We start from the raw sequence: 23,036 nt of genomic DNA on the forward strand, positions 1-23,036 counted from the left end.
ACGCTGTCGCTTTCGAGGACCGCTCCACTGATCCAGGCGCCCGGAGCGCGGTCGAGTCCGGGTTCGGATACCACCGGGTCGCCGGGCTGCCCGCGCGCTCGACGATCCGGCCGCTTGCGCGGCCGGAGCCGCACCATCGGGACTGCTACGGAAACACCCCGCCTTCCTTCACTCCCCGGCTCACGAGGTGTCGATGTGATGCGCTTCCCCTTGGATTCGGACGCTGATCGTGTCGCCGTCATCGGAATGGCGGGCAGGTTGCCGAAAGCCCCGGATCCGGCGGCGTTCTGGCGGCTGCTGTGCGACGGGGCCGACGCGATCACCGCGCCGCCCGTGGGCCGGCAGGGCGTACGGCACGGCGGCTACCTGGACCGGGTGGACGGCTTCGACGCGGCGTTCTTCGGTGTGTCCCCCCGTGAGGCCGCCGGCATGGACCCGCAGCAGCGGCTCATGCTCGAACTCGCCTGGGAGGCCCTGGAGGACGCCCGGATCGTGCCGAGCACGCTGACGGACGGCCCGACGGGGGTGTTCGTCGGCTCGATGTGGGAGGACTACACGTCCCTGGCCTACCCCGGTCACATCACGCCGCACACGCTGACCGGCACCAACCGGGGCGTCATCGCCAACCGCGTCTCGCACTTCCTCGGTGTGCGCGGACCGAGCATGACGGTCGACACGGCCCAGTCGTCGGCGCTGGTCGCGGTGCACCTGGCGGTCGAGAGCCTGCGCCGCGGCGAGTCGGCGCTCGCCCTGGCCGGCGGGGTGAACCTCAACCTGACCGCCGCCCGCGAGGAGGGAGCGGCGGAGTTCGGCGGCCTGTCCCCGGACGACCGCTGCTTCACCTTCGACGCCCGGGCCAACGGCTTCGTCCGCGGCGAGGGCGGCGCCTTCCTCGTCCTGAAACCGCTGGACCGGGCCCTGGCCGACGGGGACCGCGTCTACGGTGTCATCCGGGGCAGCGCGGTCAACAACGACGGCGCCACACGGAGCCTGACCGTGCCCAGCGCGCAGGCCCAGGAACAGGTCATCCGCGAAGCACTGGCCCGCGCCGGCGTGCGTCCCGCGGATGTGCAGTACGTGGAGCTGCACGGCACCGGCACCGCTGTCGGCGACCCCGTCGAGGCCGCCGCCCTCGCGGCGGCCTACCGCGACCCGGTCGAGTCCGGCGACGCCGACAGCGCCCTGCGGGTCGGATCCGCCAAGACGAACGTCGGCCACCTGGAAGGCGCCGCGGGCATCGTCGGTCTGCTCAAGGCCGTCCTCAGCGTGTACCACCGCGCACTGCCGCCGAGCCTGAATTATGCAACCCCCAACCCCGGCATCCCTCTCGACGCACTGGCGCTGCGGGTCCAGACCGCTCTGACCCCCTGGCCGCGGCCGGACGCGCCCCTGCTCGCCGGCGTGTCGTCGTTCGGCATGGGCGGCACCAACGCGCACGTGATCGTCGAGCAGGCGCCCGGTGCGGCCGCGCCGCCGGCCCGGCGGCCCGCCCCCGAGGCCCGGCCGGCGCCGTGGATCGTCACGGCGCGGACCAAGCAGGCGCTACGAGCGCAGATCGAGCGCCTGCGCGAACACGTGCGCAGCCACCCGGACCTGACCGGCGCCGAGGTCGCGCACGCGCTGGCCACCACCAGAACCCGCTTCGCGCACCGCGCCGTCCTGCTCGACTCCGCCCAGGTCGCCGCCGACCGGGCCGGCACCCCGGGCCGTACCGTCTTCGTGTTCCCCGGCCAGGGCGCGCAGTGGGTCGGCATGGGCCGGGAGCTGTACGCCACCTACCCCGTCTTCCGGGCCGCCATGGACGAGTGCGCCCAGGCCCTGGCCCCGTACACCGACTGGTCCCTCGCCGATGTCCTGGACGGCGCCCCGCTCGACCGCGTGGACGTCGTGCAGCCCGCCCTGTTCGCGGTGATGGTGTCCCTGGCGGCACTGTGGCGCTCCTTCGGTGTCGAGCCCGACGCGGTGGTCGGGCACTCGCAGGGCGAGATCGCCGCAGCGTACGTCGCGGGCGCGCTGTCGCTGTCCGACGCGGCCCGGATCGTGGCCCTGCGCAGCCGCGCGCTGGTGGCGCTGACCGGCCGGGGCGGCATGGTGTCCGTGGCGCTGTCCGCCGAGCGGGCCGAGGACTACGTGTCGCGCCGGGGCGGCGCGCTGACGGTCGCCGTGGTCAACGCCACCGGCTCGGTCGTGGTGTCCGGCGACACGCAGGCCCTGTCCGAACTGGTCGAGTCCTGCGCGGCGGACGGTGTCCGGGCACGCGTCGTCCCGGTGGACTACGCCTCCCATTCCGCGCACGTCGAGGTGATCCGCGAGCGGCTGCACACCGAACTGGACGGTGTGCGGCCGCGGCAGGGCACCATCCCGTACTACTCCGCGGTCACCGGCGGCCTCCTCGACGACACCACGGAGCTCGACGCCGGCTACTGGTACCGCAACGTGCGCGAGCCGGTCCGCTTCGACCTGGCCGCCGCCGCACTGCTGGCGGACGGGCACGGCGTCGTGGTCGAGGTCAGCCCGCACCCGGTGCTGCTGCCCGCCCTCGAACAGACCCTGGAACAGGCCCGCGAGCGGACCGGCGTGTCCGGCGTCGCCACCGGCACGCTGGGCCGTGACCGGGGCGGGCCGGACGTCTTCCTGACCGCGCTGTCCCGGCTGTTCGTGGCCGGCGTGCCGGTCGACTGGTCCCCGGCCGTCGCCGAGGCCGCGCCGGTCGACCTGCCCACGTACGCCTTCCAACGTCGTTCGTACTGGCTGCCCGAAGCGACAGCCGGGCAGAGCGGACGGACCCCGGCCGGCCCGGGGACGCACGCGGCGCAGACCGCCGCGCCCGGCCGGCCGGACGGCGGCCCGCAGACCTGCGACACCGGGGCGGGCGGCACGGACACGGGCGAGCCCGAGTCGGGCGAGACGGTCGACGCGGCCGCCGTGGTCATCGCGCAGATCGCGCTCGTGCTGGGCCACGAGAACCCCGCGGACATCGATCCCGCGCTCACCTTCAAGGACCTCGGCTTCGACTCGGTCACCGGGCTCGAACTGCGCAACCGCCTGGCCGGCGCCCTGGATCGGCAACTCCCCTCCGGTCTCGTCTTCGACCACCCGACGCCCGCGGAGCTGATCGACTGGCTGCGCACCGGCCCCGGCGACCGGTCGGCCCCCGCCGCCCAGGCCGCCCACGACGACCCGGTCGTCATCGTGGGGATGGGCTGCCGCTTCCCCGGCGGCGTGGCCTCGCCGGACGACCTGTGGCGGCTCGTCGCGCAGGGCGTGGACGCGATCGGCGACTTCCCGGACGACCGCGGCTGGGACCTGGGCGGCCTGTACGACCCGGAACTGCGCGGCGCGGGTACCACGTACATCGCCCGGGGCGGGTTCCTGGAGGCGGTGGCCGGCTTCGACGCTCCGTTCTTCGGCATCTCGCCCCGTGAGGCGCTCGCCATGGACCCGCAGCAGCGGCTCGTGCTGGAGACGGCCTGGGAGACCTTCGAGCACGCCGGGATCGACCCGGCCTCGCTGCGCGGCAGCCACACCGGCGTGTTCACCGGCGTCTGGTCGTCCGGCTACGCGACCGGGCCGGGCCTGCCGGAGGACCTGGAGGGCTACCTGTTCACCGGCGTCGCGACCAGCGTCACGTCCGGCCGGGTCTCCTACCACCTCGGGCTGCGCGGTCCGGCGCTGTCCGTGGACACCGCCTGCTCGTCGTCCCTGGTCGCCGTCCACCTGGCCGCCCAGGCCCTGCGCGCGGGCGAGTGCTCGCTGGCGCTCGCCGGCGGTGTCACGATCATGGCCACACCGCTGGGCTTCACCGAGTTCTCCCGCCAGCACGGCCTCGCGGCGGACGGCCGCAGCAAGCCCTTCGCCGCCGCGGCCGACGGCACCAGCTGGGCCGAGGGCGCCGGCCTGCTGCTGCTGGAACGTCTGTCGGACGCCCGCCGCAACGGTCACCGGGTGCTGGCGGTCGTCGCGGGAAGCGCGGTCAACCAGGACGGCGCGTCCAACGGCCTGACCGCGCCCAACGGCCCCTCCCAGGAGCGGGTGATCCGTCAGGCCCTCGCCATTGCCGGGTTGGAGCCGTCCGAGGTGGACGCGGTGGAGGCCCACGGCACCGGCACCACCCTCGGCGACCCCATCGAGGCCCACGCCCTGCTGGCCGCCTACGGTCAGGACCGGGTGGAGCCGTTGTGGCTGGGGTCGGTGAAGTCCAACATCGGCCACACCCAGGCCGCCGCCGGCGTCGCGGGCCTGATCAAGATGGTCATGGCGATGCGGCACGGCGAACTGCCGCGAACCCTGCACATAGACGCCCCCTCCCCGCACGTCGACTGGGCCTGCGGCGGCGTCCGGCTGCTGACCGAGGCCCGGCCGTGGCCCGAGCACGAGCACCCGCGCCGCGCCGGCATCTCGGCCTTCGGCATCAGCGGCACCAACGCCCACCTGATCATCGAGCAGTCCTTTGACCCGGACCCCGGCCACCTCCCCGAACCCGCCGGCCCGGCTGCCCCCACCGCCTGGCTGCTGTCCGCGAAGACCGACGCCGCGCTGCGCGCCCAGGCCGAGCGGCTGCACGCGTACGCGACCGCCCACCCCGACGTCCCGGCCGCCGCGATCAGCCGCGCACTGGCCGCCCGCACCCGGTTCGAGCACCGGGCCGCGGTGGTCGGCGCCGACCGGGACGACCTGCTGTCCGGCCTGGCCGCGCTCCCGCCGGGCCTGCGGGGACTGCCGGGACTGCCGGCCCGGACCGGCGGGACCGTGTTCGTCTTCCCCGGACAGGGGGCGCAGTGGGCGGGCATGGGCCATGACCTGTACGAGCAGTCCGAGGTCTTCCGCGCCGGCATCGACGCCTGCGCCGCCGCCCTGGCCCCGTACACCGACTGGTCGTTGGTCGACGAACTGCGCCACGGCTCGCTGGACCGCGTCGACGTGGTGCAGCCGGCCCTGTTCGCCGTCATGGTGGCGCTGGCCGACCTGTGGCGGTCCTACGGCGTGCAGCCGGATGCCGTGGTCGGCCACTCCCAGGCGGAGATCGCCGCCGCGTACGTCGCCGGGGGGCTGTCGCTGCGGGACGCCGCCAAGGTCGTGGCGCTACGGTCCAGGGCACTGACCGTCATCGCCGACCGGGGCGGCATGGTGTCCCTCGCGCTGTCCGTCGAACAGGCTGCCGGCTACCTGGCCCGCTGGGGCGAGCGGCTGACCACCGCCGTGGTGAACGGACCCGCGGCGGTCGTGGTGTCCGGCGGCCTCGACGTGCTGGACGAACTGCTGGCCGCCTGCGAGGCCGACGGCATCCGCGCCCGCCGCCTGCCCGTCGACTACGCCGCCCACTCCGCGCAGGTCGAGGCGATCCGCGAGCAACTGCTCACCGAACTGGCCGACATCACGCCCCACTCGGCGGCGATCCCGTTCTACTCCACGGTCACCGGCGAGCCGGTCGACACCTCCGCCCTCGACGCCGACTACTGGTACCGCAACCTCCGCGAACCCGTACGGTTCGACCTGGCCACCGCCCGGCTCACCGCCGACGGCCATGACCTGTTCCTGGAGGTCAGCCCGCACCCGGTGCTGGTGCCCGCGCTGGATGTCGCCGCCACCGGAACACTGCGCCGCGATCACGGCGGCCTCACCGAGTTCCTCGCCGCGGCGGGACGCCTCTACGCCGCCGGAGCCGACGTCGACTGGATGCCGGTCCTGCCCCGCACCGCACCCGGGGCGGACCTGCCCACGTACGCCTTCCAGCGCGAGCCCTACTGGGTGACCGCGACCCCGCCGGTGCCCCGTGACGACCGGCGGTACGAGGTGGCCTGGGCGCCGACGAGCGGTACCGCGGCCCCGGTGGACCCGGCTCGCTGGCTCGTCCTGGCCACGACCGGGCACCCGTGGGCCGAGGCCCTGCGCGAACGGGGCTTCACGGTGGCCGACACCTGGGACGCGGCCGACACCGGGGACGCCCGGCCCGGGCCGGACGGTGTGCTGTCGCTGCTGGCGCTGGACGAGGAGCCGCACCCCGACCACCCGGTGCTCCCGGCGGGCCTGGTCCGCACCCTGGATCTGGTCCGCACCCTGGACCCGGTGCGCACCTTGAACCCGGTGAGGACGGCGGCCGTCCCGCTGTGGTGCGCGACCAGCGGCGCCGTGAGCACCTCGGCCACCGACCCGGTCACCAGCCCGGCCCAGGCCCTGGCGTGGGGCACCGGCGCGTCCGCGGCGCTGGAGTTCCCGCACGGCTGGGGCGGCCTGGTCGACCTTCCCGCCGTGCCCGACGAGGAGAGCGTGAACGCGCTGCTCGTCGCGCTCGCCGGCACGGGCGAGGACCAGGTGGCGATCCGCGGCACCCGGCGCTTCGCCAAGCGGCTGCGCCGCAAGGCCTCATCGGGCCCGGCCGCGCAGGCCTGGCGGCCGCGGGGCACGGTGCTGGTCACCGGCGGCACCGGCGCGCTCGGCGGACATGTGGCCCGCCGCCTCGCGCGGCAGGGTGCGGAGCACATCGTGCTGGCCGCCCGCCGCGGCCCGGACGCACCCGGCGCGGCCGGCCTGCGCGACGAACTGGAGGCAGCCGGGGCGCGGGTGACCGTGGCGGCGTGCGACGTGGCCGACCGGGACGCCCTGCGGGACCTCGTCGAGCGCGTCGGCGACATCCGCGCGATCTTCCACACCGCCGGTGTGATCAGGGAGACCAGGCTGGCCGACACGACACCGGCGGAGTTCGCCGAGGTCGTCATGGCCAAGGTCGCCGGGGCGGCGAACCTGGCGGAACTCCTGCCGGACCTCGACGCCTTCGTCCTGTTCTCCTCCACCGCGGGCGTGTGGGGCGACGGCCACGGCGCGGCCTACGCCGCCGGCAACGCCTTCCTCGACGCCCTGGCCGCACAGCACCGCGCCCAGGGCCGCGCCACGACCTCCGTCGCGTGGGGCATCTGGGCCGGAGGCGGCATGGCGGCCCTGGAGCCCGTGCAGCGCCGGCGCACCCTGCTCGGCCTCGGCGAACTGGACCCGGGCCGGGCACTCGACGCGCTGCAGGACGTCCTCGACCACGACGAGGCCCTCGCGGTCGTCACCGAGGCCGACTGGGCACAGTTCGCCCGCGCCTACACCCACGCGCGCCCGAGCCGGCTGCTGCGGGACCTGCCCGAGGCGCACAGCCGGCCGCCGGCCCCCCGACCCGCGCCCCCCGCCGGCGGCACCGACCTGCTGGAGCTGATCACCACCCACGTCGCCGGGGTGCTGGGACACGCCACCCCCGAGCGGCTCGACCCCCGGCAGGCGTTCAAGGACCTGGGCTTCGACTCACTGACCGCGGTGGAACTGCGCAACCGCCTGACCGCCGCGCTCGGGGTGGAACTGCCCGCCACCCTCGTCTTCGACCACCCCACCCCGGCCCGGCTGGCCGCCCACCTGTCCGGCGGGTCCGGCGAGCAGGACGCGCCGCAGGCCCCGGCCGCGGCCGCGACGGACGAGCCGATCGCGGTCATCGGCATGGGCTGCCGCTTCCCCGGAGGCATCGGCACCCCCGAGGACCTGTGGCGGCTGGTCGCGGACGGCGTGGACGCGGTCGGCGACTTCCCGGCCGACCGGGGATGGGACATCGACCGCCTGTACGACCCGACGGGAAGCCGCCCCCGTACGTCGAGCACGTCCCGGGGCGGGTTCCTCGACGCCGCCGGCGACTTCGACGCGGCGTTCTTCGGGATATCGCCCCGCGAGGCGCTCGCCATGGACCCGCAGCAGCGCATCCTGCTGGAGACCGCGTGGGAGACCATCGAGTACGCCGGTATCGACCCGACCACGCTGGAGGGCACACCCACCGGCGTGTTCACCGGCATCTGGTCCACCGGCTACGCCGCCGGTCCGGTCCCCGACGACCTGGAGGGCTACCAGGTCACCGGCACCGCGTCGAGCGTGGGGTCCGGCCGGCTGGCGTACCAGCTGGGCCTGCTCGGCCCGGCACTGTCCCTGGACACCGGCTGCTCGTCGTCCCTGGTGGCCCTGCACCTGGCCGCTCAGGCGCTGCGCTCGGGAGAATGCTCCTTCGCCCTGGTCGGCGGCGTCACCGTCAACGCGGCACCCACGCTGTTCACCGAGATGTCCCGGCAGGGGGCGAGCGCGCCAGACGGCCGCAGCAAGTCCTTCGCCGCCGCGGCCGACGGGGCGGGCTGGGCCGAGGGCGCCGGCCTGCTGCTGCTGGAACGCCTGTCCGACGCCCGCCGCAACGGCCACGAGGTGCTGGCGGTCGTCCGAGGCTCTGCCACCAACCAGGACGGCGCGTCCAACGGCCTGACCGCGCCCAACGGCCCCTCCCAGGAGCGGGTGATCCGTCAGGCCCTCGCCAATGCCGGGTTGGAGCCGTCCGAGGTGGACGCGGTGGAGGCCCACGGCACCGGCACCACTCTCGGCGATCCCATCGAGGCCCAGGCACTCCTGGCGACCTACGGCCGGGACCGGGCGGAGCCGTTGTGGCTGGGGTCGGTGAAGTCCAACATCGGCCACACCCAGGCGGCGGCCGGCGCGGCCGGCCTGATCAAGATGGTCATGGCGATGCGGCACGGCGAACTGCCGCGAACCCTCCACGTGGACGCGCCCACCCCGCACGTCGACTGGGCCTCCGGCGCGGTCCGGCTGCTCACCGAACCGGTCGCCTGGCCCCGGACCGGGCGGCCACGGCGGGCCGCCGTCTCCGCCTTCGGCATCAGCGGCACCAACGCCCACGTCATTATCGAGCAGAGCATCCTCGAACAGCCCGCCGAGGCCGACTCCGCCGCACCCTCTTCCCGGGGCCGCGCGGACGAGCAGGTCCTCTGGCCGCTGTCGGCCAGGTCCGAGGCGGCGTTGCGGGAGCAGGCGCGTCGGTTGGGCGCCTTCACCGCCGTCCATCCCGAGGTGGGCCCGGCGGCGGTCGGGGGCGCTCTGGCTGCCCGCACCGTGTTCGAGCACCGGGCCGTGGTGGTGGGCACCGCCGCGGCCCTGGATGCCCTGGCGGAGGGCCGGTCGGCGCCGGGTCTGGTCACCGGGACCGCCCGCCCGTTGGGTCGGTCGGTGTTCGTGTTTCCGGGGCAGGGTGCGCAGTGGGTGGGTATGGGTGGGGGGTTGTACGGCTCGGAGCGGGTGTTCCGGGAGGCGGTCGATGCGTGTGAGGCGGCGTTGGCGCCGTACACGGACTGGTCGTTGGTGGAGGTGCTGGTCGGCGGTGGCTCGCTGGAGCGGGTGGATGTGGTGCAGCCCGCGCTGTTCGGGGTGATGGTGGCGCTGGCGGAGTTGTGGCGGGCCCATGGTGTAGGACCTGATGCCGTCGTCGGGCATTCGCAGGGGGAGATCGCGGCGGCGGTTGTGGCGGGGGCGTTGTCGTTGGAGGACGCCGCCAAGGTGGTGGCCCTGCGCAGCAAGGCCCTGGTCGCCCTGGCCGGACACGGCGGCATGGTCTCGGTCGCGCTGTCCGCGGACGCCGCCGCCGGCTACCTGAGCCCCTGGGGCGACCGGGTCACCGTCGCGGTGGTCAACTCCGCCTCGACCGTCGTCGTCTCCGGCGAACCCGGGGCCCTGGACGAACTGCTGGCAGCCTGCGCCAGGGACGGCATCCGCGCCCGCGCCATCCCCGTCGACTACGCGGCGCACTCGGCGCAGGTCGAGGCGATCCGCGAGCAACTGCTCACCGAACTGGCCGACATCACGCCGCACCCGGCGGCGATCCCGTTCTACTCCACGGTGACCGGCGAGCCGGTCGACACCTCCGCCCTCGACGCCGGCTACTGGTACCGCAACCTCCGCGAACCCGTACGCTTCGACCTCGCCACCGCCCGGCTCACCGCCGACGGCCACGAGGTGTTCGTGGAAGTCAGCCCGCACCCGGTGCTGGTGCAGGACCTGGACGGCGTGGCGACCGGCACGCTGCGCCGCGACCACGGCGCCATCGGGGAGTTCCACACCGCCCTGGCCCGCCTCCACGTCCAGGGCGTCGCGGTGACCTGGCCGCACGACCGCCCGCACGGCGTCAGGCTGCCGCGCTACGCCTTCCAGCGCAGCACCTACTGGCTCACCCCCGCGGCCGGCGACCACGGCACCGGGCACCCGCTGGCGGGCACCACGGTCGAACTGCCCGACGGGAGCACCGTGCACAGTGGTCGCGTCTCCACCCGCACCCACCCCTGGCTGGCCGACCACGCCGTCGACGGCACGGTCCTGCTGCCGGGCACCGCCTTCCTCGAACTCGCCACCCTGGCCGGCGGGACCCTCGACGACCTCGTCCTGCACCTGCCCCTCGCGCTCTCGGACACACCCACGGACATCCAGGTCTCGGTCGGCGCCCCGGACGACGCCGGCCGCAGCCCGGTCACCGTGCACTCCAGGGGCGGCGACGGCTGGGTCCGCCACGCGTCCGGAACCCTCGGCGGCCAGGTGACGGCCGGACGCCTCGACTGGCCTGCGAGGAACGCCGAACCCGTGGACCCCGAAGGGTTCTACGCCTTCCTCGCCGGACTCGGATACCAGTACGGACCCGCGTTCCGGGGCGTGCGGGAGCTGTGGCAGGGCGAGGACGAACTGTACGCCGAGGTGACCGTCCCCGACGGAGCCCGCTTCGGCATCCACCCCGCGCTCCTGGACGCCGCACTCCAGCCGCTGATCCTGCTCAGCCCCGACACCCGGGTCCGGCTGCCGTTCTCCTTCTCCGGCGTCGCCGTGCACACCACCGGTGTGTCGTCCGCCCGGGTCCACCTGGCCCGCACGGGCACCGACACCTACCGCGCGACACTGACCGACCTGTCCGGCAACCCGGTCGCGGACATCACCGCGCTGACCGTCCGTCCGGCCGCCGAGGCCCGGGCCGCGGTGCTGCACACCCGGTGGGTGCCCCTCACCGCGAGCACACCGACCGAGGTGGTGCCGAGCCCGGTACTCGCCGCGGGAGCCGACGCAGACTCCGTGCACGCCCTCGTCCAGCGGGCCCGCGCGCTCGTCCAGGACTTCCTGGCCGAGCAGCCGGAGCGGGCGGCCGCACGCCTGGCCGTCCTGACCCGCGGCGTGGCCGGCGCGGCTGTAAGCGGCCTGGTCCGCAGCGCCGCCGCCGAGCACCCCGGCCGGTTCGTCCTGGTCGACATGGGCGACGCGTCCGAGGAGGACGCGGTCCGGGCCGCCATGACGGCCGGCGACGAACCCGAACTGGCCCTGCGCCGGGAGGGCGTCCTCGTGCCGCGGCAGGCCAGGTACGCGCCGGAACTGACCGCCCCCGACGGCGCGTACCGGCTGAGCGAGTCCGGCACCGGGCAACTGGACGACCTGGCCCTGCTGCCCTGGCAGGAGGCCGCGCTGGAACCCGGACAGGTACGGGTCGCCGTACGCGCGGCCGGCCTGAACTTCCGCGACGTGCTCATCGCCCTCGGCATGTACCCGGACCGGCCCCCGTTGGGCGGCGAAGGGGCCGGCACCGTCGTCGAGGTCGGCCCCGGCGTCACGGCCTGGCGGCCCGGCGACCGGGTCATGGGAATGATGCCCGGCGCCTTCGGGCCGCGCGCGGTCGCCGACCACCGGCTCCTGACGGCGATCCCCGACGGCTGGAGCTTCACCGAGGCGGCGGCGGTGCCCATCGCGTTCACCACCGCCTGGTACGGGCTGTTCGACCTCGGCGAACTGCGCCCCGGCGAGCGGGTCCTGGTCCACTCCGGTGCGGGCGGTGTGGGCATGGCCGCCGTCCGGTTGGCCCTGAACAGCGGCGCGGAGGTCTTCGCCACCGCGAGCCCCGCCAAGTGGGACACCCTGCGGCGCCTCGGACTGGCGGACGACCACATCGGGTCGTCCCGCGACACCCGGTTCGCCGACCGGTTCCCGGCCATGGACGTCGTCCTCAACTCGCTCGCGGGAGAACTCACCGACGCCTCCCTGCGGCTGCTCGCCGACGGCGGACGGTTCGTCGAGCTGGGCAGGACGGACGTCCGCTCACCCGAGGGCCTGATCTACCGGGCCTTCGACCTCAACGACGTCGACCCCGCGCGGCAGGGCGACATCCTCTCCAGGGTCGTGGCGATGGCCGCCGACGGGACGGTGGAGCCGCTGCCGGTCACCGCCGCGGACCTCCGCCAGGCCGTCGCCTCCTTCCGGCTGATGAGCCAGGCCCGCCACACCGGCAAGATCGTCCTCACCGTCCCCCGGCCGATCGACCCCGACGGCACCGTGCTGATCACCGGCGGCACCGGCACCCTCGGCCAGGCCGTCGCCCGGCACCTGGTGTCCCGCTACGGCGTACGGCACCTGCTGCTCGTCAGCCGCGGCGGCGGCGCGGTGCCGCAGCTGGAGCCGCAAGGGGACGTCGACGTGCGGGTCGTGGCCTGTGACGTCGCGGACCGGGAGGCGCTGGCGGCCGTACTGGACTCGATCCCGGCCGAGCATCCGCTCACCGCCGTCGTCCACGCGGCCGGCGTGCTCGACGACACCGTTGTGGAACGGCTGACCGCGGAGCAGCTCGACCGGGTGCTGCGTCCCAAGGTCGACGGCGTCTGGCACCTGCACGAGCTGACCCGCGAGCACCACCTCGCCGCCTTCGTGCTGTTCTCCGCGGCCGCGGGCGTACTCGGCAACGCCGGCCAGGCCGGCTACGCAGCCGCGAACTCCTACCTCGACGCGTTCGCCGCACACCGGCAGACCCTCGGCCTGCCCGCCGTGTCGATGGCCTGGGGCCACTGGGAGCAGGAGAGCGGCATGACCGCCCACCTCACCGCGGCCGACCGCCAACGCCTCGCCCGCCAGGGCATCCGCCCCATCGGCACCGAACGCGCCCTGGCCATGTTCGACACCGCGCTGGCTGCCGGACGTCCCGCGCTGACCACGGCCGACCTCTCGATGCCGCAGACCCTGCCGACGCCGAAGGCCCCCGCGTCGGACCTGCTGTCCCTGGTCGCCGCCCACACCGCCACCGTCCTCGGCCACTGCGACGCCGCCGCGATCACCCCCGGACTCGCCTTCCGCGACCTCGGCTTCGATTCGCTGACCTCCGTCGAGCTGCGCAACCGCCTCGCCGGCGCCACCGGCCTGCGGCTGCCCGCGACCCTCGTCTTCGACCACCCCACCCCCGCCGACCTCGCCGACCACCTCACCGCCGAACTCTCCGGTGCGGGTGCGGGTGGGGGTGTGGTGCCGGTGGTTTCGGTGGGTGGGGTGGGTGGTGGGGCTGATCCGGTGGTGATCGTGGGTATGGGGTGCCGGTTGCCGGGTGGGGTGGGGTCGCCGGAGGAGTTGTGGCGCCTGGTGTCGGGTGGGGTGGATGCGATCGGGGGGTTTCCGGGTGATCGGGGGTGGGACGTGGAGGGGTTGTTCCATCCGGATGCGGATCATCCGGGGACGTCGTACACGCGGGCGGGTGGTTTTCTCGTGGACGCGGCGGGGTTCGATGCCGACTTCTTCGGGATCTCGCCGCGTGAGGCGTTGGCGATGGATCCGCAGCAGCGGGTGTTGCTGGAGACCGCGTGGGAGACGTTGGAGGATGCGGGGATCGATCCGACGTCGTTGCGGGGCAGTCGGACGGGCGTGTTCACCGGCTGCTGGTCCTCCGGCTACGTCGGCAGCCCCGACCAGGCACCGCCCGACACCGAGGGCTACCTGGCCACCGGCATCTCGCCGAGCATCACCTCCGGCCGGGTCTCCTACCTGCTGGGCCTCCAGGGCCAGGCCGTGTCCGTCGACTCCGCCTGCTCGTCGTCACTGATGGCGATCCACCTCGCCGCGCAGGCAGTGCGCTCGGGGGAGTGCACACTCGCCCTGGCCGGCGGGGTGACCGTGAGCGTGACCCCCCTGCAGTTCACGGAGTTCTCCCGCCAGCGTGCCCTGGCCCCCGACGGCCGGTGCAAGCCCTTCTCGTCGACGGCCGATGGTACGGCGTGGGGTGAGGGCGCGGGGTTGGTGCTGCTGGAGCGGTTGTCGGATGCCCGTCGCAACGGTCACCGGGTGCTGGCGGTGGTGCGGGGTTCGGCGGTCAATCAGGACGGGGCGTCCAATGGGTTGACCGCGCCCAACGGCCCCTCCCAGGAACGCGTCATCCGCCAGGCATTGGCGAACGCCGGGTTGGAGCCGTCCGAGGTGGACGCGGTGGAAGCGCACGGCACGGGGACGACGCTCGGCGATCCCATCGAGGCGCAGGCGCTGTTGGCGACGTACGGCCGGGACCGGGTGGAGCCGTTGTGGCTGGGGTCGGTGAAGTCGAACATCGGCCACACCCAGGCGGCGGCGGGTGTGGCCGGTGTGATCAAGATGGTCATGGCGATGCGGCACGCCGAACTGCCGCCGACGCTGCACGTCCAGGAGCCCACGCCGCATGTCGAGTGGGACACCGGTGACATCCGGCTGCTGACCGAGGCCCGGCCGTGGCCGGAGACGGGGCGTCCCCGCCGCGCGGGCATCTCCGCCTTCGGGGCCAGCGGCACCAACGCCCACGTCGTCATCGAACAGTTCCCGGAGGAAACCCCCGAGCAGCCCGCCGCGGACGACTCCGCGGAGCCCACCGTGTGGCTGCTGTCCGGCAAGACGGACGACGCCCTCCGCGCCCAGGCCCGACGGCTCGCGGACCACATCACCGCCCGCCCCGGACTCCGGTCGGCCGCGATCGGCCGGGCCCTCGCCACCACCCGCACCATGCTCGCCCACCGGGCGGCCCTGGTGGGCAGCACCCGGACCGACCTCATGGCGGAACTGGCCGCCCTCGCCGACGGAGACCCCCGCGTCATCACGGGTGTGGCCGGTTCGCCGGGTCGGTCGGTGTTCGTGTTTCCGGGGCAGGGTGCGCAGTGGGTGGGTATGGGTGGGGAGTTGTACGGCTCGGAGCGGGTGTTCCGGGAGGCGATCGATGCGTGTGGGGCGGCATTGGCGCCGTACACGGACTGGTCGTTGGTGGAGGTGCTGGTCGGCGGGGGTTCGTTGGAGCGGGTGGATGTGGTGCAGCCCGCGCTGTTCGGGGTGATGGTGGCGCTGGCGGAGTTGTGGCGGGCCCATGGTGTGGAGCCTGATGCTGTCGTCGGGCATTCGCAGGGGGAGATCGCGGCGGCGGTTGTGGCGGGGGCGTTGTCGTTGGAGGACGCCGCCAAGGTGGTGGCCCTGCGCAGCAAGGCCCTGGTCGCCCTGGCGGGTCAGGGCGGGATGGTGTCGGTCGGTCTCGGGTATGAGCAGGCCGCCGAGTTCGTGGCGCGCTGGGGCGGCCGGTTGACGGTGGCGGTGGTCAATGCCCCCGGTTCGGTCGTCGTGTCGGGGGACCTGGACGCGTTGGAGGAACTGCTGGCGGCCTGTGAGGCCGACGGCATCCGGGCCCGCCGCCTGCCCGTCGACTACGCCGCCCACTCCGTCCAGGTCGAGGCGATCCGCGAGCAACTGCTCACCGACCTCGCCGACGTCACACCGCGCCCGGCGACGATCCCGTTCTGCTCAACGGTGACCGGCGAGGAGATCGACACCTCCGCCCTCGACGCCGATTACTGGTACCGCAACCTCCGCGAACCCGTACGCTTCGACCTCGCCGTCGAGGCCCTCACGCAGGATGGGCACGGCGTGTTCGTGGAGGTCAGCCCGCACCCCGTACTGGTGCCGGTGATGGACGGCGTCGTGACCGGCACGCTGCGCCGCGGCAGCGGCAGGCAGGAATTCCGCCTCGCCCTGGCGCGCCTGCACACGCAAGGCGTGGCCGTCGACTGGACGCCGGTCTTCCCCGGCGAGCCCCACCATGTCCCGCTGCCGACGTACGCCTTCCAGCACCGGCCGTACTGGTTGAACCCCGCCGCCGCGAAGGGCGACGTGTCGGCGGCGGGACTGGAGTCGGCCGGGCACCCGCTGCTCGGGGCCGTCGTCGAACTGGCCGGGGAGCAGGGCGTCCTGCTCACGGGGCGGCTCTCGACGGCTACCCGGCCATGGCTGGCCGACCACGTCGTCCTGGGCTCCGTGCTGCTGCCCGGCACCGTGTTCGTCGAACTCGCCATGCACGCCGGACGGCAGGCCGGCTGCGACGTCCTGGACGAACTGGTGCTGGAAGCTCCCATGATCCTGCCGGACGACGGTTCCGTGCCGGTCCAGGTCGTCGTAGGCGCACCGGACGGGACGGGCCGACGCCCCGTCACCGTGCACTCCCGGACGGGCGGCACCTGGCTGCGGCACGCCACCGGCATGCTGGCGACCGGCGGCCGCCCCGACCCGTACGACACCGGCGAGCCCTGGCAGCCGGCCGGTGAGCCCGTCGACCTGACCGACTTCTACGACACCCTCGCCGCCCAGGGCTACGAGTACGGGCCGGTGTTCGCGGGCGTGCGCGAGATCCGGCGGCAGGGCGACGAGCTCTATGCCGAGGTGGCGCTGCCCGCCGACACCCGCGACCGCTTCGGTCTCCACCCCGCGCTGCTCGACGCCGCACTCCAGCCGCTGACCCTGCTGGCGGCCGGCCGCCTGCCGTTCTCCTTCGCCGGGGTGTCGATGCGGAAAGCCGGCTCCACGGCCCGGGTCCGCCTCACCCCCACCGGCCCCGACACCTTCCGGGTCGCGCTCGCCGACGAATCCGGGCCGCTGGCGGTGATCGACGCGCTGACCGTGCGCCACCGGCCGCCGGGCCTGCCGGTCGCCGGGACCAACCAGCTCTTCCGCCTCGACTGGGTGCCCGTCGAGAGCACCGGCGAACCCCCGGCCGTCCACCACGTCACGCCCCCGGCGGGAGACCCCGTGGCGGCCGCGCACACCGTCGCCGCCGAGACGCTGGGCGTGCTCCAGGACTTCCTGCGCGACGGGGACGGCCGGCTGGCCGTCGTGACCCGCGGGGCGGTCGGGCCGGACCCCGTCGACCTGCCGTCCAGCGTCGTCTGGGGCCTGGTCCGCGCGGCCCAGGCGGAACACCCCGACCGGTTCGTGCTCGTCGACACCGACGACCGCGTCCTCGTCGCGGGGGACGAACCGCAGCTTGTCGTCCGCGACGGCGCCGCCCACGCCGCCCGCCTGGTACGGGCCGAAACGGCCCTGGCACCCGGCCCGCTCGACCCGAACGGTACCGTGCTGATCACCGGAGGCACCGGAACACTGGGCCGCCTCGTCGCCCGGCACCTGCGCGACCGGCACGGCATCCGGCACCTGCTCCTGCTCAGCAGGACCGCGGCGGAGGTGGACTTCGACGCCGAGGTGATGGCCTGCGACGTGGCCGACCGGGACGCGCTGGCGGCCGTACTGGACTCGATCCCGGCCGCGCACCCGCTGACCGCGGTCGTCCACGCGGCCGGCGTGCTCGACGACGGCGTCGTCGAATCCCTCACGCCCGGCCGGATCGACCAGGTGCTGCGGCCCAAGGCCGACGCCGCCTGGCACCTGCACGAGCTGACGAAGGACCTCGGCCTGAGCGCGTTCGTGCTCTTCTCGTCCGCCGCCGGTGTGCTGGGCGGCCCGGGCCAGGCGAACTATGCCGCCGCGAACGCCTTCCTGGACGCCCTCGCCGTGCACCGGCGCGCCCTGGGTCTGCCGGGCGTGTCGCTGGCCTGGGGACAATGGGCCGAGGCCAGCGGGCTGACCGAACACCTCACCGACACCGACCGCAAGCGCCTCGCCCGCGCCGGTGTGCTGCCGATGCCCACGAACCAGGCGCTGGCACTGTTCGACCTGGCCCTGGGCGCCGCCGATCCCGCGTTGGTCCCCGCACACCTCGACCTGTCGGCGGCGTCCACCCGCCCCCTGCTCAGCCGCCTCATCCGTACCAGGCCGGCCCGGCGCACGGACCGGCCGGGCCTGGGCAGGGAACTGGCGGCCCTGCCCGAGACCGAGCAGCACAGCCGCGTCCTGCAACTGGTCACCGGCCAGACGGCCGCGGTCCTCGGCCACACCGACACCGCGGCCGTCAGCGCCGAGCGGGCCTTCAAGGACCTGGGCTTCGATTCGCTCACCGCAGTGGAGCTGCGCAACCGCCTGTCCGCGGTCGCCGGGGTACGGCTGCCCGCGACGCTGACCTTCGACTACCCGACCCCCGACGCGCTGGCCGGCCACCTGCGGGACCTCCTGGTCGGCGTCCGGCGCCAGGCCCCTGCCTCAGCCGTGCCGGTGGGGGTTGCGGTGTCGGGTGATCCGGTGGTGGTGGTGGGGTTGGGGGCCCGGTATCCGGGTGGGGTGGGGTCGGCGCGGGAGTTGTGGGGTCTGGTGGCGGGTGGGGTGGATGCGGTGGGGGAGTTCCCGTCGGATCGTGGGTGGGATGTGGGTCGTCTTTATGATCCGGCGGGTGGTCCGGGGAGGTCGTATACGCGGTCGGGTGGTTTTCTGGGGGATGCGGGTGGCTTCGACGCGGCGTTTTTCGGGATCTCGCCGCGTGAGGCGTTGGCGATGGATCCGCAGCAGCGGGTGTTGCTGGAGACGGTGTGGGAGACGTTCGAGGATGCGGGGATCGATCCGACGTCGTTGCGGGGCAGCCGGACGGGCGTCTTCACCGGCATCTGGTCCTCGGGCTACGGCGCCGGGGCACAGCCGCCCGACCTTGAGGGCTACCTCTCGACGGGCACGGCGACGAGTGTGACCTCCGGGCGGGTGTCGTATCTGCTGGGGCTGGAGGGTCCGGCGGTGTCGGTGGACACGGCGTGCTCGTCGTCGCTGGTGGCGATCCATCTGGCGGCGCAGGCCTTGCGGGCGGGGGAGTGCTCGCTGGCGTTGGCCGGTGGTGTGACGGTGATGGCGACGCCGGCTGGGTTTGTCGAGTTCTCGCGGCAGCGGGGGCTTGCGGCCGATGGGCGGGTGAAGGCGTTTGCCGAGGCTGCTGATGGTACGGCGTGGGGTGAGGGTGCGGGGTTGGTGCTGCTGGAGCGGTTGTCGGACGCCCGCCGTAACGGTCACCGGGTGCTGGCGGTGGTGCGGGGTTCGGCGGTGAACCAGGACGGGGCGTCCAATGGGTTGACCGCGCCGAACGGTCCGTCGCAGGAACGCGTCATCCGCCAGGCGTTGGCGAACGCCGGGTTGGAGCCGTCCGAGGTGGACGCGGTGGAGGCGCACGGTACGGGGACGACGCTCGGCGATCCCATCGAGGCGCAGGCGCTGCTGGCGACGTACGGCCGGGACCGGGTGGAGCCGTTGTGGCTGGGGTCGGTGAAGTCGAACATCGGCCACACGCAGGCGGCGGCCGGTGTGGCGGGTGTGATCAAGATGGTCATGGCGATGCGGCACGGGCAACTGCCGCGGACCCTCCACGTGGACGCACCGACCTCGCACGTCGACTGGGAGTCCGGGAGCGTCAGGCTGCTCACCGAGGCCCGGCCCTGGCCCGACAACGGCCACCTGCGTCGCGCGGGCATCTCGGCGTTCGGCATCAGCGGTACCAACGCGCACGTGATCCTGGAGGCACCGGCCGCGGATCCGGCCCCGGACCCGGCCGAGGAGACGTCGCCCGAGTCCCCTGCCGTCGTGCCGGTGCCGTGGCTGCTGTCGGCGAAGTCGGACGCGGCCCTGCGCGACCAGGCCCGCAGGCTGCGCGGGTTCCTCGCCGAGCACCCCGAGGTCACACCGGCCGAGGTGGCCGCGGACCTGGCCGCGCGGGCTCGGTTTCCGCACCGTGCTGTGCTGACGGACCCGGTCGGCCTGGACGCGCTGATCGGCGGAAAGCCCGGAATTGTCACGGGCACTGCCTCCCCGGGCAGGTCGGCGTTCGTGTTCTCCGGTCAGGGTGGTCAGTGGGTGGGGATGGGGCGGGGTTTGTACCGGGTGTTTCCGGTGTTCGCGCGGGTGTTGGACGAGGTGTGCGGGTTGTTGGGGTTGCCGGTGGAGGTGTTGTTCGAGGACGGGGAGGGGGTGCTGGGGGAGACGAAGTTCACGCAGGGTGGCGTGTTCGCGTTGGAGGTGGCGCTGTTCCGGCTGGTGGAGTGGCTGGGTGTGCGGCCGGACTTCGTGGTGGGGCATTCGGTCGGTGAGGTGGCGGCGGCCCATGTGGCGGGGGTGCTGGGGCTGGAGGACGCGTGTGTGCTGGTGGGGGCGCGGGGCCGGTTGATGCAGGAGTTGCCCGGTGGTGGGGCGATGGTGTCGCTCCAGGCGTCGGTGGAGGAGGTGGCGGGGTCGCTGGTGCCGGGTGTCGAGGTGGCGGCGGTGAACGGGGTGGATGCGGTGGTGGTGTCGGGGGACGAGGCGGCGGTGGCGGCGGTCGCCGAGGTGTGGCGGGGCCGTGGGCGCCGGGTGAAACGGCTGGAGGTCAGCCACGCGTTTCATTCGGCGCGGATGGATCCGGTGCTGGAGGAACTGGGCGAGGTGGCGGCGGGTTTGTCGTTCGGTGAGCCGGTGATCCCGGTGGTTTCCACGGTGGCCGGGCATCCGGTGGACATGGGGGAGCCCGGGTACTGGGTGCGGCAGGTGCGGGAGCCGGTCCGGTTCGCCGATGCCGTGGACTGGTTGTCGGGTCAGGGTGTGACGGGGTTCGTGGAGGTGGGTCCGCATCCGTTGCTGGTGGGGAACGGGTTGATGCGGCGCGGTAAGGACTCTCCGGAGCGGTTGTTCGCAGGGCTCGGGCGGCTCTGGGCTGACGGCGCCGTGCGCTGGACGCCACCCGCGACCGCAACAGCGGGGACGTCGGGCGCGCGCGTGCCTTCGTACGCCTTCCAGCACCAGCACTACTGGCTCCGGCCCACCACCCCGGCACCGACCGGTGACGGCCGGATCGACCACCCGCTGCTGCGGGACGCCATGGAACTCCCCGACGACAACGGCGTGGTGCTGACGGGACAACTCGCCACCGCCGCGCAGCCGTGGCTCACCGAACACGTCATCTCGGGCTCGCCCCTGCTGCCCGCCGCGGCGTTCGTGGACCTGGCGCTCCGGGCCGGCGAACACGTCGGCTGCCCGGCGGTCGAGGACCTGACGCTGGAGACACCGCTGGTGGTCGCGGACGGCGTGCAGGTGTCCGTGACCGTCGGCCCCGACCGGGCGGGCCGGCGAGGCGTCTCGATCCACTCGCGCGCGGAGGGCGAGTGGGTACGGCACGCCACCGGGACCCTGGGCGCCGTACCCGTCGCACCACGGGAGCCCTGGGCACGGCAGTGGCCGCCGCACGCCGAAGCCGTCGACCTCGACGCCTTCTACGACAACCTGGCCGACGCCGGATTTGCCTACGGCACGGCCTTCCGAGGTCTGCGAGCGGCCTGGCGCGACGGCGACACCCTCTACGCGGAGGTGGCCGTACCCCCCGGCGACACCCGGTTCGCCCTGCACCCCGCCCTGCTCGACGCCGCGATCCAGCTCGTGACCGTCGCCGACGACCGGGCGAAGATGCCGTTCTCCTTCGCCGGGATCTCCTGGTGGCGCGGCGCCGAGCACGCCAGGGTCCGGCTGACCGTGACCGGCCAGGACACCTGCGCGATCGGCCTCGCCGACCAGTCGGGCGCGCCGGTCGCCGAGATCGCCTCGTTGACCCTGCGCCGGCCGACCGGGGCCACCACGCAGGACGTGCCGTACCAGGTGGCGTGGCCGGTCCTGGAAGCGGCGACCACCGAACCGGACATCCCGGTCCACCACGCCATATCGCCCGTCGAGACCCTGCGGGTGATCCAGGACTTCCTCACCACGGACACCCCGCGCATGGTGGTCGCCACGCGCAACGCCGTGCCGGTTCGGCCGGGCGAGGACGTCGACCCGCAGGCCGCCGCCGTCTGGGGTCTGGTCCGGTCGGCTACCACCGAGCACCCCGGCCGGTTCGTGCTGGTCGACGGTGACGACGGCGACGAGGTCCGGCTGGCCGGCGACGAACCCCAGCTCGCGATCCGCGTCGGCGCCGTTCACGTCCCCCGCCTCGAACGGGTGCGGACCGAACCGCTGCCCTCGCCGCTCGGCCCCGAGGGCACGGTGCTCGTCACCGGCGGCACCGGCACCCTGGGCGGCACGATCGCCCGCCACCTCGCCGTGCGGCACGGCGTGCGGCACCTGCTGCTGGTCAGCCGGAGCGGCCCGGACGCCCCCGGCGCGGCCGCGCTGACCGCCGACCTGGCCGCGCTGGGCGCGACCGCCGCCATCGTGGCGTGCGACGTGTCCGACCGCGAGGCGGTGGCGCGGCTGCTCGCCGAACACCCGGTCACCTCGGTGATCCACGCCGCGGGCACGCTGGCCGACACCGTCGTGGAATCCCTCACCCCGCAGCAGTTCGCGCGCGTGTGGGAGCCGAAGGCCCTCGCGGCGCGGCACCTCCACGAACTGACCTCGGACCTGGAGGCGTTCGTGCTGTTCTCGTCGGCGGCCGGTGTGCTGGGCGGCGCGGGCCAGGCGAACTACGCGGCGGCGAACGCGTACCTCGACGGCCTCGCCGCACACCGGCACGCCCAGGGACAGCCGGCCGTGTCGCTCGCCTGGGGCTACTGGGCGCAGGCGAGCGGCATGACCGGAGGTCTGACCGCCACCGACCGGCACCGCCTGGCCAGGGCCGGCGTACGGCCGCTGCCGACGACGGACGCGCTGGCCCTGTTCGACGCCGCGCTGACCGCGGGCACCCCCACCCTCGCCCCCGTCAGGTTCGACCTGCCGGCGCTGCGCCGCGCCGGCGACCCGCCCGCCCTGCTGCGGGAGCTGGTACGGCCCCGGCGCAGGCAGGCCGCCGACCGCGTGTGGACGCAGGCCGACGTGCTGCAACTCGTCGTGGGCCAGGTCGCCCTCGTCCTGGGGCACGCGTCACCGGAGGCGGTCAACCCCGACCGGGCGTTCACCGACATCGGGTTCGACTCGCTCACCGCCGTGGAACTGCGCAACCAGCTCGACGCGGACACCGGCCTGCGCCTGCCCGCCACGCTCGTCTTCGACCACCCGACACCGGCCCGCCTCGCCGCCTTCGTGCACACACGGCTGCACGGCACCGAACCCGACCCCCTGCTCGCCGAACTCGACCAGCTCAAGTCCACCCTGGACGCGGCGGCCGCCGACGCCGACTACGAGACCGTCGCGGCCCGCCTCGAAGCACTTCTCGCGGCCTGGACCGCCAAACGTACCGGCTCCGCGGCCGGTGTCGACGAGGCCAGCGACGACGAACTGTTCAGCCTTTTGGACGATGCGCACCGCAGGACCGAGGTCATCCGCTCGGGCGAGTCCCGCAACGCTGAGGAGTAGCG

At 74.2% G+C, this 23,036-nt stretch carries 1 protein-coding gene; it reads left to right on the plus strand.

Going from position 1 to position 23,036, the window contains the following annotated elements; genetic code table 11:
• Positions 1–198: 198 nt before the first annotated feature.
• Positions 199–23,034, plus strand: a complete 22,836-nt coding sequence (locus ACFCLZ_RS36340) for an SDR family NAD(P)-dependent oxidoreductase (protein ID WP_380282175.1) — start codon at positions 199–201, stop codon at positions 23,032–23,034.
• The last annotated feature ends 2 nt before the right edge of the window (positions 23,035–23,036 follow it).

It is taken from the genome of Kitasatospora purpeofusca, from assembly GCF_042691725.1.
GTDB classification, from domain to species: domain Bacteria; phylum Actinomycetota; class Actinomycetes; order Streptomycetales; family Streptomycetaceae; genus Kitasatospora; species Kitasatospora purpeofusca_B.